General features: G+C 36.0%; 15 protein-coding genes. 3 read left to right on the top strand and 12 right to left on the bottom strand.

The genetic code is table 11. The features are described 5' to 3' along the window. Window position 1: 1 nt before the first annotated feature. Entirely contained in the window at window positions 2-2,722 is a 2,721-nt protein-coding gene (locus ACNFU2_RS00075) for a SusC/RagA family TonB-linked outer membrane protein (protein WP_418123165.1), read from the bottom strand. A 335-nt stretch (window positions 2,723-3,057) separates the two neighbouring features. Here ACNFU2_RS00075 and metG point away from each other — a divergent pair, with 335 nt between their 5' ends. Then, window positions 3,058-5,094 (top strand): methionine--tRNA ligase, encoded by a 2,037-nt coding sequence (metG, locus tag ACNFU2_RS00070; protein ID WP_172277747.1) that lies wholly within the window; start codon window positions 3,058-3,060, stop codon window positions 5,092-5,094. 86 nt (window positions 5,095-5,180) lie between these two features. On the opposite strand, the gene ACNFU2_RS00065 is transcribed toward metG, so the two are convergent. From ACNFU2_RS00065 to ACNFU2_RS00040, 6 genes are all read right to left on the bottom strand, one after another. After that, the gene (locus tag ACNFU2_RS00065; protein WP_172277738.1) at window positions 5,181-5,885 is read right to left on the bottom strand and encodes a class I SAM-dependent methyltransferase; all 705 of its coding nucleotides are present in this window, start codon (window positions 5,883-5,885) and stop codon (window positions 5,181-5,183) included. Window positions 5,886-6,138: 253 nt separating this feature from the next. Further along, window positions 6,139-6,951, bottom strand: a complete 813-nt coding sequence (locus tag ACNFU2_RS00060; RefSeq protein ID WP_172277736.1) for a siderophore-interacting protein — start codon at window positions 6,949-6,951, stop codon at window positions 6,139-6,141. 262 nt (window positions 6,952-7,213) lie between these two features. After that, window positions 7,214-8,806 carry an MFS transporter gene (locus ACNFU2_RS00055; RefSeq protein WP_172277734.1) on the bottom strand — a complete coding sequence of 531 codons (1,593 nt, stop codon included), beginning with the start codon at window positions 8,804-8,806 and terminating at the stop codon, window positions 7,214-7,216. Window positions 8,807-8,897: 91 nt separating this feature from the next. Then, on the bottom strand, window positions 8,898-10,013 hold the full coding sequence (locus ACNFU2_RS00050; RefSeq protein ID WP_172277733.1) for an HlyD family secretion protein: 1,116 nt from the start codon (window positions 10,011-10,013) through the stop codon (window positions 8,898-8,900). Between the two features lie 24 nt (window positions 10,014-10,037). Further along, a complete protein-coding gene (locus tag ACNFU2_RS00045) occupies window positions 10,038-11,348 on the bottom strand; it encodes a TolC family protein (RefSeq protein ID WP_172277732.1) in 1,311 nt (436 codons plus the stop codon). Between the two features lie 89 nt (window positions 11,349-11,437). Next, the gene (locus ACNFU2_RS00040; protein WP_172277731.1) at window positions 11,438-12,283 is read right to left on the bottom strand and encodes a helix-turn-helix domain-containing protein; all 846 of its coding nucleotides are present in this window, start codon (window positions 12,281-12,283) and stop codon (window positions 11,438-11,440) included. A gap of 71 nt (window positions 12,284-12,354) precedes the next feature. Between ACNFU2_RS00040 and ACNFU2_RS00035 the strand changes: the two genes are divergently transcribed. Then, on the top strand, window positions 12,355-12,828 hold the full coding sequence (locus ACNFU2_RS00035) for a DUF962 domain-containing protein (RefSeq protein ID WP_273647499.1): 474 nt from the start codon (window positions 12,355-12,357) through the stop codon (window positions 12,826-12,828). A gap of 53 nt (window positions 12,829-12,881) precedes the next feature. After that, on the top strand, window positions 12,882-13,742 hold the full coding sequence (locus ACNFU2_RS00030) for a DUF4349 domain-containing protein (RefSeq protein ID WP_418123160.1): 861 nt from the start codon (window positions 12,882-12,884) through the stop codon (window positions 13,740-13,742). Window positions 13,743-13,782: 40 nt separating this feature from the next. On the opposite strand, the gene ACNFU2_RS00025 is transcribed toward ACNFU2_RS00030, so the two are convergent. The 5 genes from ACNFU2_RS00025 to dnaA all read right to left on the bottom strand — a co-directional run bounded on the left by ACNFU2_RS00025 (window position 13,783) and on the right by dnaA (window position 17,521). Further along, complete coding sequence (locus tag ACNFU2_RS00025; protein WP_172277728.1) at window positions 13,783-14,160, bottom strand: hypothetical protein; 378 nt, start codon at window positions 14,158-14,160, stop codon at window positions 13,783-13,785. Window positions 14,161-14,309: 149 nt separating this feature from the next. After that, on the bottom strand, window positions 14,310-15,008 hold the full coding sequence (locus ACNFU2_RS00020; protein ID WP_172277727.1) for an SAM-dependent methyltransferase: 699 nt from the start codon (window positions 15,006-15,008) through the stop codon (window positions 14,310-14,312). Window positions 15,009-15,012: 4 nt separating this feature from the next. Next, the gene (locus ACNFU2_RS00015; RefSeq protein ID WP_273647497.1) at window positions 15,013-15,513 is read right to left on the bottom strand and encodes a nuclear transport factor 2 family protein; all 501 of its coding nucleotides are present in this window, start codon (window positions 15,511-15,513) and stop codon (window positions 15,013-15,015) included. Beyond that, window positions 15,514-15,963: a low molecular weight protein-tyrosine-phosphatase gene (locus ACNFU2_RS00010; RefSeq protein ID WP_273647496.1), complete on the bottom strand. Its 450-nt coding sequence runs from the start codon at window positions 15,961-15,963 to the stop codon at window positions 15,514-15,516. 103 nt (window positions 15,964-16,066) lie between these two features. Further along, the gene (gene dnaA / locus ACNFU2_RS00005; RefSeq protein ID WP_172277724.1) at window positions 16,067-17,521 is read right to left on the bottom strand and encodes a chromosomal replication initiator protein DnaA; all 1,455 of its coding nucleotides are present in this window, start codon (window positions 17,519-17,521) and stop codon (window positions 16,067-16,069) included.

The raw sequence follows: 17,521 nt of genomic DNA, 5'->3' as shown, positions 1-17,521 counted from the left end.
GTTAAAATTGAAAGTTAAATCCTAATGAATAAATTCTTGGTCTCTGATAAAGGTTATTATCAATACCATTAAATACCTCCGGATCCAGGCCACTGTATTTAGTAATCACAAATGCATTTTGAACGGAACCGAAAACTCTTATCTTAGAGTTTTCATTGATAAAGCTTGGAAAATTATATCCTACATTAATATTATCCATCCTTAAAAAAGATGCATTTTCTACGTAATAATCCGATAAGTATTGTGCTCTTGAGAAACCAGTTTCTAAATAACTTGAGTGAATATTCTGTAAAAAGCCGTTATTTGCAATTCCTTGCAAATTACCATATTGAGAAGCCACATTATTATAAACATAATTCCCAATACTAGCCCTCATAGTAAAGCCTAGATCAAAATTTTTATAAGTAAATTTTGAAGAAAAGCCAAGTAAAACATCTGGAGCTGGAGATTTATATTGATATAAATCGGAATTATTAATAACCCCGTCTCCATTTCTGTCAACATAGGCTCCTTCAATTGGTCTTCCTGCATTATCATATACTTGTTGATATACATAGAATGCATTGGGTTGATATCCCTGAGACTGTACCTGAATGGTATTACCAACACCCCCTCCAATACCGCCTACTAAGACCTGAGTAGAGGCCAAGTTGGTAATTTCAGATTTGTAATGAGTGGCATTAACACTAAACTCCCAGGTAAAATCTTTATTTGTAATAGCTTTTACGTTGACGTTAGCTTCAATACCTCGGTTTCTCATATCGCCAATATTGGTAAGAAGAAGATTGGTAAGATTGGCTCCGGCAGGTACAGGTACAACACTTAAAAGATCTTTTGATTCTTTTTCATAAACTTCAATTGAGCCGTTTATTCTCTCTTTCAGAAATCCGAAGTCTACTCCAATATTCTTTGTTGTTGTAGTTTCCCATTTTATGTTTTTATCATACCCTTGCGCTCTCAGTGTATTAAAAAAGTCATCCCCTATCTGGTACATTGCCCCACTATTTGACATGACATACCTCGCTAAGTATGGATAATCATTATTCTGTATATCCTGTTGTCCGGTTTGTCCCCATCCCGCTCTTAACTTCAAGGAAGAAATAACTTTTGAATCTTTCAAGAAATTCTCTTGATCAATTTTCCAGGCTACTGCTACAGATGGAAAATATCCAACTCTGTTATCTTTACTAAATCTTGAAGAACCATCTCTTCTTAACGTTGCTGTTAATAAGTATTTATTATTAAATGTATAATTGAAACGTCCAAAATAAGATAAAATAGTATTTTGAGTAAAAAGATCCACTCCTTGGTTAGGAACTCTAGTTCCGTCACCATTTATTGTTGGCGCGAATGGTTCAGATCTTGTCCAATCCTGGTATGAATATCCCAACGTAAGATCAAAAGTAGATTTAATAGATTCAATAGTTTTAAGATAATTAAAATAAAAGTCTAAAACTTTATTCTTCTTCTCTTGTGTATATCGTCTGTATGTTCCTTTTTGATAAAAAGCCATTGCAGCAGTTGGCAAAACTGTAGTATCTCCATTAGAATCACTATAATCATACCCTAAATTTAAGTTAGCTCTTAATTCAGGTAAAAAATGGAATTTATAGTCAAACTGAACATTTCCCAAAACTCTTCTTACATAAGAAAGATCCCATCTCTGATTAAGCATAGAAACAGGATTCTTTGTACCATTTGTATTAGGTAACCCATTAGATGCATTTAACCATTCCCAATATCCACCATAGTTACCGAAGGCCGAATCATAAACTGGTTTTGTAGGATCAAAAACAACAGCAGCTCCAATAGAACCATCATCTTTGAACCTGTTTTCAACATAAGTTCCTTTAACATTGAAATTAATTTCCAAATGTTTATCAAAGAATTTAGGATTTAAATTCAATGACATTGTTGTTCTTTCAATATTATTGGTTCTGATAATACCATCTTGATTTAGATACCCTAAAGATAATCTATAAGGCAGCCCTTTAATTCCTCCTGAAATAGAAACAGAATTATCAAATCCTAGTGCTGTTTGATAAATCTGATTTTGCCAGTTAGTATTTGCATTTCCTAGTAAAGCTTGATAAGAAGGTAAAGCTTTACTCATTACAACATTTCTAAACTGATCAGTAGACAGCATATCTATATTTCCCATCTTTTCATAGATAGAGGTTGTTGCCGTATAATTAAGCCTTAGCCTACCTGATGTTCCTTTTTTTGTTGTAATAATAATAACTCCATTAGATGCTCTACTTCCGTAGATGGCAGTCGCTGAAGCATCTTTTAAGATATTGAAGCTTTCAATATCATTTGGATTAATTAGCGCTAAAGGATTTGAAGCACCACTAATTCCATTACTATCAACAGGGACGCCATCAATAACAATTAAAGGATCATTACTTGCATTCAGTGATGCCCCTCCTCTGATTCTAATGGTAGAACCTGCACCAGGGGCTCCACTGTTATTGGTAATTTGAATACCTGAAGCTTTCCCCTGAATTAATTGTTCAGGAGAATTAATACTTCCTTCATTAAAGTCCTTAGCTGAAATTGCCGTAACAGAACCTGTAAGATCTGATTTTTTCTTTGCACCATATCCAATCAGCACCACTTCCTCTATTTTCTTTTCTTTAGTCACAGAGTCTTGTGCATAAACCATTGAACTGGCTAATAAAAAAGCAGGTGCTATTTTTAATACCGTTGTAAAATTTCTCACAATATTTTTTTTATATAGTTTCGTTTTTGTAGTAATAATGGCGTGAAAACCATGCTTGCAATTTAGAAAAAAATTAGAATTATCATAAATTTAATAAAACTTTAGATAATTTTATGTAAATTAAACGCGGTCCAAAGATTAGATTTCTGCTTTTCATCAATTTACACGATCTTATGCATTACATAATATTATCGCAGGATTAACAAAAAGTTAAACAAACGTTTAACAAAATGTAATATTTATTTCCCAATAATCGCTTATTATTGCTAATATTAAGGGCTATCAAGAATTTTCGGGAGATAATCCGTATATTTGTAGTTAAATTATTACTATAAATGTCAAACAGAAAGATGATTACGGCAGCTTTGCCTTATGCAAACGGACCGGTTCATATAGGACATTTGGCAGGTGTTTATATTCCTGCGGATGTTTACGCAAGATTTCAAAGAAGGTCAGGAAAAGATGTAGCGTTTATCTGTGGTTCGGATGAGCACGGGATCCCTATTACGATAAGAGCCAAAAAGGAAGGAGTTACTCCTCAGGATATTGTGGATAAATACCATGAGATCATTAAAAAATCTTTTTCAGACCTTGGAATTTCATTCGATGAATATTCCAGAACCACTTCTAAAAAACATTATGAAACCAGCCAGGATTTCTTTAAAACATTATATGAAAAGGGAAAATTTACTGAGGAAGTTTCTGAACAATATTTTGATGAGCAGGCTAACGAGTTTTTAGCGGACCGCTATATTGTAGGAACATGTCCTAATTGTGGAAATGAAAATGCTTACGGAGATCAGTGTGAGAAATGTGGTACTACCCTTTCTCCTTCAGAACTGATCAATCCGAAATCAATGTTAAGTGGAAATGTTCCCATCCTTAAAGAAACCAAAAACTGGTATTTACCTTTAAATGAATATGAAGATTTCTTAAACGAATGGATCATTGAAGGCCATAAAGACGACTGGAAGCCCAATGTATACGGGCAGGTAAAATCATGGTTAAATGACGGATTAAAACCACGTGCAATGACCAGGGACCTCAACTGGGGAGTTCCGGTTCCACTTCCTAATGCCGAAGGAAAAGTATTGTATGTTTGGTTCGATGCTCCTATCGGATATATTTCATTCACTCAGGAATGGGCAGAGAAAAACGGAAAAAACTGGAAGGACTACTGGCAAAGTGAAGACAGTGACCTGATTCACTTTATCGGAAAAGATAATATTGTATTCCATTGTATTATTTTCCCGGCAATGATGAAGGCACACGGAGATTATATAATGCCTAAAAATGTTCCGGCATTTGAGTTCCTGAACCTTGAAAACGATAAAATCTCAACTTCAAGAAACTGGGCGGTATGGGCCCATGAGTATGTTGAGGATTTCCCGGGACAACAGGATGTTTTGAGATATGCTCTTCTTTCTTCTGCTCCTGAAACAAAGGATAATAATTTTACGTGGAAAGATTTTCAAACAAAAAATAACTCGGAACTAGTAGGAATCTTTGGTAATTTCATTAACAGGGTTGCGGTACTTATCCATAAATATTATAACGGAGTGGTTCCACAGGGTGATCAAAATTCTCCCGAATTACAGGAAATTAATAAATCTGCAAAAGAAATTTCAGGATTCTTAGAAAACTACGAGTTCAGAAATGCATTAACAGCTTTAATGAATTTAGCTCGTTTTGGAAACCAGTATCTTCAAACTGAAGAACCATGGAAAACGATTAAAGATAACCCTGAAAAAGCAGCACATTCCTTATTTGTAGGGGCTCAGATTGCTGTAGCTCTCGCTCAGTTGTGTGAACCATTTATGCCTTTCAGCTCGGAAAAGCTATTGACAATGTTCAATGTTCAGAAATTAAGCTGGAGTGATGTAGAGACAAAATCCGTTTTAATTGAAAGCGGGCATACCATCGATGAAGCCTCTCTTCTTTTCTCTAAGATTGAAGATGACGTTATAGAAGCACAGATCCAAAAACTGGAGAATACAAAACAGAATAATAAAAAAACAAATCCTAACGCAAAACCGATGAAAGAGGAAATTACTTTTGATGATTTTACCAAAATAGACTTAAGAACGGCTACCATTTTAGAGGCTGAAAAAGTAGAAAAAGCCGATAAGCTATTAAAGTTCACGGTTGACACAGGAGTTGATGTAAGAACAGTAGTTTCAGGAGTCGCTGAGAGTTTTACTCCGGAAGAATTGATTGGAAAACAGGTGATGATCTTATTAAACCTGGCTCCAAGAAAAATTCGTGGAATAGAATCTCAGGGTATGTTATTATTAACCACAAAGCCGGATGGAAAACTATCTTTCGTTACTCCGGATGACAGCAATGTTGAAAACGGTATTGAAATAGGCTAAATATTTAAATGCATAGTAAAAAAATCCCCTAAGGTTTTAGGGGATTTTTATTTTTATACAATTGTCCTCGCAGGGATACTCATATTCTATTTCTTCTTTAGTTTTGCCAAATAAGCATCTTCATCCTGCATCACCTTTTCAATATTGAAACCATTATTTTCTGCAGCATTCTTTAAAGTCTCAAAATCCAGGTATAACCACTTGATAGGATCTTCGGACTCTCCTTTATAGTGTACGATATAATCCAATTCTCCGTAATAACCTTCTGCCGGGATATATACTCCGCCATCTTCATCCCGGTCAAACATGTATAAAATATCTGTACTGTCGATTAAAACCTGTCCGTTATCATTGAGCAATAAATGCAGTTTTTGGAGGTAATTATCTATTTCAGCCAGGCTTCCAAAAATCCCGGTTCCATTCATTAACAACAATATGGTATCAAAAGTTTCGCCAGAGAAATCAAGCATATTCTGGCAAACAGCTTTTTTAATTCCTCTTATCTGACACACCTGAATCGATTTTGGGGAAATATCCAATGCCACAACATCCAGATTCCTGATATCCTGAAGATATAAAGAATGAGAACCAGCTCCGGCTCCGATATCTAAAACCTTTCCATAAGATGATTCCAGAGCTTTTTGTTCCAAGGCATTCATCTCTTCAAAGGTTCTGAAAAGATAATCTACAGGAAGTTCATCCAGTTCGGAAATTGAAGTTTCAGTCTGCAAATCTTCAGGATCTTCATTATGATGGTAATCCCAGATCGCTTTTCCCATTAAATCTTTCATAATAACTTTTAATCAAGCAAAGATAAGATTTTTGCCTTGAAAAGCTATCGCGGTAATTGATAGGACAAAAGATAGTCTAATCCAATTAGCGGAGATTTATTTGTTTACAGGTAGTAACAGATAGCCCCGATAGGAACGGTTACCCCACAGCAAGAATCGGGAAAGCAAGGCGCGAGGAGTATAAGTGGATAGCGGGAAAAAGCTTCAAAATATACCTATCAGAAGAAACCCGAACGATTTGTCGGGACCATTCTTATTCATTCGCATGCAATTCTCTCCTCCTTTCTGCCTGTGACTCATCCTGCGCAGCACCGGTTTTCCAGTATGAATATGCATATAGCTCAGACTGATTCCAGCTCTTTTCTTTTCTGAAATAATTGCGAACCTCTTTCATGGTGGAGAGTTCACAGGCGATATATCCAAATTTTGAAGTTTCCGGGATCTCCACCCTTCGCACCACCTCAGCAAGCTTGTTTCCTAAGTGAGCATCAGGATTATGAACCCATATGAATTCAATATCGGCCTTGGTTTCCAATTCCTGCTCGTCTTCCCTGCCATGGACTTCAATGACACAAACTCCTTTTGCCGTTTCGGGAAGGGTTTCTAAAATGGCGCTCAAAACCGGAATTGCAGTACCATCACCAATAAGAAAATACCAATCTGCCTGAGGATACAGTTCCTTGGCCTCTGTACGCATCATCACGCCTAGCTTTGAGCCCTTTTCCGCCTCTCTAGCCCATTTTGAAGCAGGACCACTATCTCCGTGATCAATAAAGTCAATAACTAATTCATTAGCTTCAAAATCAATTCCCCGATGCGTATACGTACGGATAAAGGGAGCGACTTCCTTTGACGGATGGATCCATTCATGATTTTCATTTAGAATTGGAAAATAGATCTCGTTCAGCCCCTGGGGAGGAATCGCAATTTTATTGTTATCACCGATCGTTGTATTTCTGAACATCGAAACATCTTCGGCTTTAAGATAAACTCTGATAAAATGAGGAGTTATGTACTGTTTTTTGATTACTTCGGCAACGATCTGCCCTGCTTGCATTGTAGCCATACCTTTTCTTTTTTAATTAATATGCTATACACCAATCATCCTTTGAAGCCTTTGATAATAGGACATAAGGATAAAGAACATTCTTCATAAAGAATGATACAAATGTAGTTAATTATTTTTATTACGTCTAAATAAAAATAATATTATTGAAATAAATTACATTTTATCGGGTTCATTTTCATACCATAAGATACCAAACAAGAAAACGTAAACCCCAGACTCAAAATAAATCCGGGGTTTACAAGTGAAAAACAAGGTATCTTTACATAGCGGGACCAGCCGCATCTTTTATTTCTTCTAACAATTTTTTACGTTCTCTCAATCTCCTTCTGGCAATCACGGATTTACCACCCAGCATTCTGATAAATCTACCATACTGAAACCGTTCTTTACCGAAATGATGGGTTAAAACGTAAGCCAATACCCCTAAACCTACTATTATAATGTAACCAAATATCTTTTTGGACGCGATAATGATCGCATTCAGCTGAACGAGTTTCATATTACCGGAAAGTGTTTGAGGAGTCACTGTCATTCCATCAATATAAACAGCCAGATCTCCTACCGCCACCACCTGAAAGTGGTATTGAAACCATGAATAGATTGCTGAAAATATACCTACCGCTAAGAATGTTCTCCAAACCAGCACCAAGCCGATTGCAGCAAGCATATCATCAAGTTCCAGTTTATCAAGCGTATAATACCATACTGAGATAAACAATGAACACATCCCATAACCTTTTAAAAACATAGGCAGATACCAACCTTCATAATTGAATTCCAATACCATTGAAAAGTACATGATCATAGCATATCCTATCATCGCAGAAAATCCTGAAAAAATGAACATCTTTAAAGGTTTTTCATTTTTAAACCAGAAAATAGCTGTAATTCCGGCCAGAATAATTCCAGGAATCATCAGGATACTGAGTCTCGCATTGGTCAATTGATCATATCCCAATACTCCCACCGCAAACGTATTTTGCAAAGTTGTTGTCCCTAAAAACATTCCCAGCCAGAACAACATGAACAATCCATTCTGGACATTGTTTCTTTTGAATATGGAAAATGACAGATAAGGTCTTTTTAATGTTAATTGTCGTGTTGCCAATAACGCAAAATTTATAAAAGCACCAATGCTGGCCTTCATTATTTTCGAAGAATTCCACCAATCCTGCTGCTTTCCAAAAGAATATACATATGCCGAAAACATGAATGAGGAAATAAAAAGCAGAATACTCAGCCAATCAATATAATGCAAAGGAACTTTAAGGGCAAAATATTTATCATGCATAAAGATCCAATGAATCAGCGCCAGTACAAAACATAAAACGGACACAATAATGTAAAAATGCTGCCAGTTGTAAAGAACAGACACTTCTACAGCATAATAACTTGCCACCTGATTCATCATAAGGACGAATGTATAAAATGCTCCGTAGAACATCCCCCTGTTTCCTATCATTGCCATTAAAGGTAAAAAAAGTTCAATAGTAACCATCATTTTCAGAAAACCGATGACTAGTGCTGTTATTACGATTACCATTGGCTGCAGCGTGGTAGCATTAACATAGCTTAATAGTCCTAAAAGAACAAGAATTAAAGTGATCTTATCGCGTACCTTAAATCTCATCTTCATTCTTAGAACTACAGGCATACAGGCTCCCATTCCTATTGTCGTTGCATAATTTGCCCATAGAAAATATTCTGACAGAGCCCCCGTTCCTCCTACAAGATAACTTATATTACCTGTATACACTCCCCCCAACGGCATTACCACGGCAAGAAGTAATACGATCAGTAAAAGCTGAACCGGCTTTGGAACCCAATCATGATATAAGCCTTTGTTATACATTTTTTAATTTTTTTAGATGTTACAGACAATTGAAAAAGTTGAAAAAGATATCTTACGGACAAATTTTTCAATTTTTCAATCTTTCAATCTTTCAATCTTTCTTGTTAACATTCACATTCATATTCATCCCAGCACTCAGTTTATTGATATCCTCTTTTTTATTAGCGGCAGTAAATTCTATTCTTACGGGAATTCTCTGCTGTACTTTAATGAAGTTACCGGTAGAGTTGTCTGTCGGAACACTGGAATATCTCGATCCAGTAGCTGCAGAAATAGCCGTAACAATTCCTTCAAATTGTTGTCCGCCGAGCGCATCCGCCGTCATTATCATCTTCTCTCCAATTTTAACATTTGGCATCTGGCTCTCCAGAAAATTGGCAGTTACCCATTTCTGACCATTCAGTACAATCGTAGCTACCTGCTGCCCCGACTGGATCAGCTGGCCTTCGGAAATCGTTCTTCTCCCCATAACGCCGTCATAGGGTGCTGTAATTACGGTATAAGAAAGATTGATTCTTGCCATATCCAATGCCGATTTTGTTCTTTTGATCTCGGCATCATTGATCCCAAGCTTGCTTTTAACTTCTGTCGTAGAAAGGTTGGCTGACTGCTTTTGATTAACTAATGTTTCGTAAGCTGCTTTTTGTGCATCATATTCTGTTTTCACCTGGTCATATTGTTGTCTGGTAACAGCTTCTGAAGCCAATAGGTTTTTGTACCTGTTCAGGTTTTGTTCAGCATTCCATAATCTGGCTTTAGCCCCTGCTATGTTAGACTCCATCACGTTAACATTATTAGAAACCGTATTTACGGATGATGATGTAGCAGAGCGCTGTGCCAAAGCATTTTGATACGCTGCTTCGGCCTGGCCTAGCTGGGTTAAAATTTCATTTTTATCTAAAATGACCAAAGTATCTCCTTTTTTTACCTGCTGGTGTTCAATAAATTTAATTTCTTTGATATAGGCTGAAACCCTGGTATTGATTGGGTTGATAAATTCTTCAACCTGGGCTGCTTCTGTATAAGTCTTATCTCCGATATGAAAATATTCCCTAACCAGCCAGAATAAGCCAAAACCAATAGCCAGAAATACAATAATATTGGAAATAATTGCTCTAATTTTATTTTTCCTGGCTTCTTTCTTTTTAGCTACTGCGCTTGAAACCGCAGGTGCCTGTTCTATATTTTGTTGTTCCTTATTTTCCATTATCTTGATTTTCAGTTTTAAAAATTAAAGTGTTCCCGTAGATTTTAAAAGATTATAATATTGATACAGAACATTGATCTCTGCATTGGCAAAGTCCAGTTCAGACTGTAATTTCTGATTTTGGGCATCAATCATTTCGGCTTGTACAGCCAGCTGATTGAGATATTTAGCCTCTGTAATCTTGTAATTCTCTTCGGCCAGTTTTTTGGCGTCATTAAGAATATCAGCCTGCTGAATAGATTCCTGGTATTTTACATAAGCCGCATTAACTCCCATGTCTACATTTTGCTGCACTAAAGTCATTGCATCTCCAGCTTGCGTTTTTTGTATTTCTCCAAGTTTAATTTTCTCTTTCGTTTTATAAAGATTGTCGATATTGTAACTTAGAGAAACTCCTGCCTGCCATCCTCCGGAATACATATCCAGAACAGGATTTCTTGTCGTAATCGGGCGCTGTAACGTATAACCTCCAAAACCGGATAACGTGGGAAGCTGATCGGTTTTTATAATCTCAATATTTTTATTTGCGACATCAATATTCGTTTTGGCAGACTTTAGCTGTGGATTACTGTTATGAGCCAGATCCATATAATACCCCATTCCGATACCCGCTTCCTTATTGTCTAAACTTTCGACAGGAATAATTTCTGTTTCAGAAGGTAATCCTAATGCAATATTCATATTATAATTAAGGATCTTCCGGTTATTAACGAGCGTTAAGATTCCCTGATCGAGATTTTTTATTGCCAACTCTCCACGGATCACTTCATTGCGGGTAACCATTCCTTGCTGATAAAATTTCCGGATGTTTTTCAGGCGTTCCTGGGCCAGCTTCTTATTGTTCTGAAAAACGGATTCCTGATTAAGAATTTTATAGATATCCAGATAATTGGATATAACTAAGAGCTTAACGTCCTGTTTATTCTTTTCAAGATCCAATTCAGAAAGCTGTTCCCTTAATCCGGCTAATTCTATAGATTTATTCACCAATCCTCCTTTGAAGATCAACTGAGTAGCCCGTACTGCATAAGAGCTTCCATAGTGAGGCATAGGAATAGTGGTAGAACCCGAAAAATCTTTGTCAATTGCTACTGCATCTCCCAAGTAAAACTGACTTGTTGATGCCGTTATATTAGGTAACTTCTGGAGTTTTGCGACACCTGTCTGTTGTTTTGCAATATTGATATTTTGAGCGGTAACTTTTAGCTGCTGATGATTCTGAAGAGCCAGTTCAGCGACCTCATTCGCTGTCATTTGTCTGACTTCCTGAGAAAAAAACAGCGCAGGGAATATAGCTATCAAAACTGATAGTGCTGTTTTTATGTAATGTATCATTTTACCTTGTTTTTACATAGGCAAAGTTACGGCAGCACAGAAATCAAACAAATGTTTGATAACTGGAAAAAGATGTTCAAATGTAGGATTTACCTGTCAAACTGATTTCTGTATTGTGTGGGACTGATCTCTAAATGCTTCTTAAAAAAGTGAGAAAATGAATACTGATCACTAAACCCAAGCATGGAAGAAATCTCTGAAACAGGCTTTTTGGAAGAGTTTAGAAGTACTTTGGCTTCGTTGACCACTATAGCCGCTATGATCTGACTGGCCGACTTTCCGGTAATAGATTTCACGACGGACGAAAGATGTCTGGTTGTAATGGACTGTCTTTCCGCATAGAACTCAACAGCTCTTTCCGTATGGTGATGTTCTGCGAGATCTGTCAAGAAGATAAAAACAATTTCTTCCTGTCTAGACATCTGCCCCATGGCGTTGCTATCCTCCTTGGAAATAATCCCAGCCATCTGGTAGCAAAAAACGGAAAATAAGTGTTCCACTATCTCCTTTTTATACATCATTTCCGTTTCCGAATCCAGTATATATTTAAGGAAATTAACACTTTTCCACACCAACTCCATTTCATCCTGCTGAAAAGGAACTCCTTTATTCATTTGCTGCCTGAAATAACGGTATCCAATAAGACGGTTAAATTTCAGGGATAAAGCAGAAATAAACTCCCTTTTATAAGAAACCATTCTGGATTGAAAGTCATCACTTACCGATACCATTTCATAAACAGTCTGGGGATCGGTTACCATAAACATATTGGGCATAAGTTCAAGGTCCCTGAAATGCTGACGAAGCTTTATAGTCCCGGTTTTAACAAATATAAACGCAGGATTATCCGGACGAAAGGGTTTTTCGACAGAAATTCTTTCAAAGATATTATGCTGTGTAAAGATCTCTACACCGAATTTTTCAAGGACAGACATGCCACAAATGTATTCAATCTCTTGGACGATTGCAAAATTTTATTAATTTCGTATTAACCAAATTCCAAATTATGAGAAAGATAGATTTATTTTTCGCAGAATATTGTAAAAACCACAGAAATAAAACCAATAAGCTCATTCATTGGATGTGTGTTCCTCTCACTTTTTGGAGCATATTAGGCTTTATCTCCTTACTTCCTTCACCGCATATTTGCTCTCCTTACTTTGGTTGTGCCAGCATCATAAGCATGGTTGCAGTTGCATTCATTACACTATTTTATCTCAGACTATCCTTCCTGATCAGCATGATGATGCTTATTATCATGATATTGATGGAGGGTTCAATATATATGGTTAATATACGATTCTTGAAAAACGCATGGATTATTTATTTTTCAATATTCGTGGTTACCTGGATCTTAAGACTTTTCGGACACAGAATCGAAGGTAAAAAGCCTCCCTTCTTAAAAGATCTTCAATTCCTTCTAATGGGGCCTATTTGGTTATTAACCTTTATTTTCAAAAAGACAGGAATAAAATATTAACAGTCTTTCTTTTGAATTATGCATCATTTTTGATAAGATTCATAAAAAGAATCATGAAGAACTTAACTTTACCCTTATTGCTCATAATATGCATTCATTGCAGTAAATCAGATGGTGTCGCCAGTCCAAGAGCTAGTGCTGATCTTGTAGAAGTACTACCGGATGATAAAACAGCTAATTTCTCAAAAAACGAACTAGTTCCTTCGCCTCAAGAGGAACCGCGGGAAAATACACCAAAAAAAATCGATACCATTTCTAAAAAAATCATTAAAAATGGAGAAATGCGTATCCAAGTTTCAGATATTAAAAAATCCCTGGATCAGGTAAATGAAGCCTTAAAGAAAAATAATGCTTATATACAAACAGAAGATTTTCAAAACTCAGATGAAGATGAAAACCTGAGCCTTACGATCCGTGTGCCTCATAAAAATTTTGATGCTTTAATCAATTCTTTTTCTAATGGGATAGGTTCTGTTTTATCTAAAAACATTTCCTCTGAAGATGTTACGGAAGAGTATACAGATGTAAGCATCAAACTAGCCAACAAAAAGATTTATCTTGAAAAATACCGGGATTTGCTTAGGAGAGCCTCCAATACGAAGGATATGCTTGAAATCCAGGAAAAAATCCGTGGTCTGGAAGATGAAATAGATGTTGCAGAAGGAAAACTTCGTTTTATTGATGACCGTGTGAACTACAGCACACTCAATTTGAGTTTATATAAAGAAAAAATAAGAAGTTCAGCTACATCAAAAATAGGTTTTGGAAGCCGGTTCGGAGACTCCATTACCCAAGGCTGGAATAGTTTTATAAGTTTCATACTAGGACTCATCTCTTTTTGGCCATTCTTTTTAGCCATCCCGCTTATTGTTTTCCTTTGGAGAAAATGGAAAGGAAGAAGAAAACAAAAATAGATCTGAATATCTATATCCGGATCTATTTTTGTTTTTAAAACTATGCATTAAAATGCTTCTTTACCATTTCCAGCACTTTCTCGTCTGACATTTGCTGGGACGTGTCTAATGTAATTTTCAGATCCTTGAACTGAGCAGTATCATGCAGATAGTGTTTTAATTCTTCCTGAATTTTTCCAGGACCGGTAATATATACTTCCTGAGAATTTATTAATAAATGTTCTACTTCTTTAAAAAACTTAATCCGATTCGTCCTTTCCGCATTATTACCTGCATTTTCACTTGAATTACCATGCTGAATCTCAGCTTTTACAGGATTACAAAGAAAAAATTTAAAGGCATTTTGTGCATCGTGATTTTTTGCAACGATAGCTTTTTCGGTATCTATCCAGATTCCTGCTAATTTTTTGTCTGACATAATCTTGTATTTTAATGTTACTCTATATAGAACAACAATGGTGCAAAGACGACGTTAATGCATGTTAAAAATAATTGCACTAAAAAAATTAAACAACAATGAAACAAGACCTGTTATACGAAAACTCTTTATAAGAAAGATCTACATAATTATTTACCAAGCACAAATACAGCGGGGATTTTATGAAGTTCCGGTTTTTTCTTTTGCCATTCTTTAATGGTTTTCGTCTGAATAAATTCATGCTCAGGATCGTTGATATTAGCAGCGATACACAATTTTGTATTGGGAGATAAAAATTTACACAGATCTTCGATAAGGGGATTATTCCGATAGGGCGTTTCCATAAAAATCTGGGAATATCCTGTCTTCTGTACAAGGCTTTCCAAATGCAGAATTTGTTTTTTCTTTTCTCCTTTATCAATAGGAAGGTATCCGTTAAACGAAAACTCCTGACCGTTAAACCCACTTGAAATCAGAGCCAGGATAATAGAAGATGGTCCTGAAACAGGTATTACTCTTATATTTTTTTCATGGCACCATTTCACAATCAGATTTCCCGGATCAGCAATGCAGGGAAGTCCAGCTTCAGAAAGCAATCCAAAATCCTGACCTTTTAACATGAGTTCCTGAGCATCTTTAATGTCCGCATTCTCGGTGTATTTATCCAGTAAAAAAAGCTTGAGATCGGATTGTTTTTTTTCAGGAGCAAAGAATTTAATGACCTTTCGGGCAGTTTTTTCATTTTCCACAAAGAAATAATCGGTTTGCATGATATAATCATTCATCACCGGTGAAAAATGATTGATAGGAGTATTTTCTGATAAATAGGCTGGAAGTAAAAAAAGCATTTTTTTATTTTTGGGTTCTTTCTTTTAATGAGGGTTGTTGAAAATATTGGGTCAGATCCATTGAGAACGTCACTGAGGTGATTTTCCATGTCCCGCTGATCTTCATTAAGGTCCATATTTCTTTTCCCCAGTTACTCATTTTTCCGTCATACCAAAAGCTATAATCGAAATTAGCGGAAGCTATGGAACCGTCTTCAATGATCCTGATATTATCAAACTTTTCTTCTGATTTATCGTCTTTAAAACCCTTAATAAAGGTTTTATAATCATCGGTAAAGTGGCTTTCTGCTTTTGGATTTTTTTCAAGACGTTTCAATTGAGTCCTTTCACTATATGTTCCCGTCCATAAAACCGGTTCCTGAAAAAGGGAAAGAAATTTACTTTCATCCCTGGTTTTGATGCTTGTCATAAAATCATCCATTACTTTCCTAATAGCAATCTCGTCGTTTGTCTGGGCAAATAGAAAGTTGGCAATTAAAACAAAAAAGAAAATCAAGTATTTCATTTAATTTATAATTTGATTACGGATCGTATTGCATGCTTCATCCAAAAGTTGATACACATCTTCAAAATCATCCATATTTCCCCAATAAGGATCGGGAACTTCAGCATTTTCATGATTTCCTGCAGCTTCTAAAAACAGAAATATTTTCTGCCTTTGTTCCTCATTTTTTGCTTTTGAAATTACATCCCCATAAATATCAATATCCATACAGTAGATTTTATCAAAATTTTCCAGATCCGCTTTGGTGATGGGTCTGGATCTTTGTTTGGAAATATCAATCCCATGATTAGCTGCCGTTTTTATCGCCCGTTTATCCGGATGTTCACCTTCATGCATTGAAATCGTTCCCGCAGAATCCACTACAAAACCGGGAGGGAGCTTTTCTTTCATAATTCCTTCTGCTAAAGGGCTCCTGCAAATGTTTCCCAAGCACACCATCAATATTTTCATGTTACAATTCTATGAATTAAGGACTAGCATATCTATCAAAATTAAACAAAAAAATGAAGAATAATTCCTATCCTTCATTTTCTTTATATCAAATTAAATTATTCTAGTGTTTGATTCTTTCCGTAAGCTCTTTTACGTACTTTTTCACTTCTTTGTCTATCTTGGAAACATCTTTAATAGTTTCACAAGCATACATTACCGTTGAATGATCTTTACCTCCCATTTCTTCACCGATTTTAGTAAATGTAGCATTGGTAAATTCCTTTGCAAAATACATGGCCAGCTGTCTTGGAAGTGCAATTTCCCTTTTTCTTGTTTTCGAAAGTAACTGCTCTCTTTTAATACCAAAATAATCACATACGATCTCCTGAATATAAGGAATGTTGATGATTTTTTTCTGATTGGCTGCAATCTTATTGATGGTATCTTTCAATAACTCAAGACTAAGATCGGATTTATAAATTGTGGAGTAAGCAATTACAGAATTGATCACCCCTATAAGTTCTCTTACGTTGGTCTTTGCTTCAGCCGCTAAGAAGTCGAGCATATCTTCCGTCAGTACAATACCATCTCTGCTTAACTTATCAACGATAATTTTTCTTCTGGTTTCCAGATCCGGAGATTTGATCTCTGCAGAAAGTCCCCATTTGAAACGGGAAACGATTCTGTCCTGAATATCCATGATATCTACAGGAGCCTTATCAGAAGTCAGAATGATCTGCTTTCCATTCTGATGCAGATAATCGAAAATGTGGAAGAAACTATCCTGTGTCGCCGATTTACCGGACAAGAACTGAATATCATCAATGATCAAAACATCCACCATCTGGTAGAAGTTAGCAAACTCGGTTTGCTTATGTGCCTTTGCTGCTGAAATGAATTGCTGTATGAATTTTTCAGAAGACAAATAAAGGACTACTTTATCCGGAAACTGGCTTTTAACTTCCAATCCTACCGCTTGTCCCAAGTGTGTTTTACCCACTCCATATCCTCCATATAAAAACAATGGATTAAAGGCAGTAGCACCAGGTCTTTTTGCTATAGATCTTGCTACTGTTGCAGCAAATTTATTGCTTTCTCCCTCTACATAGTTATCAAAAGAAAAATCAGATTTCAGATTGGAATCGATATTTACTTTTTTAATTCCAGGTACAACAAAAGGATTAACAATATTGGATGAAAAACCTTGAGGCATTGTTTCCTGCACTTTCGGTGTAGGAACACTTTTCCCTTTCATGTTCATGGTAACTGGTTTTTCTAAGCCATTAGGCTTATTTTCCATTACAGAATACCATAATTTTACTCCTTTACCTATATTTTTCTTCAGGGCCGCAGAAAGTAGAGATAAGTAATTATCCTCAATATATTCCTTGTAAAAATCACTAGGTACCATTAATGTAAGATTATTGTCAACCAAAGAGATTGGCTGCACCTTATCGAACAATAAGTCGAAGGATTTTTCAAGTTTTTTCAAATCAGAATTATCTTCAGCTGCGTTAAGATTGTCACGCATAAACTGAAGGCACTTCTGCCATATCATCATTAAATTTTCATCCAT

Origin of the sequence: Chryseobacterium sp. PTM-20240506, from assembly GCF_048296755.1 — a bacterium.
Classification (GTDB): Bacteria; Bacteroidota; Bacteroidia; order Flavobacteriales; family Weeksellaceae; genus Chryseobacterium; species Chryseobacterium proteolyticum.
Note: the sequence above shows the minus strand (reverse complement) of the source record. Positions and strands in the feature narration are given on the sequence as shown.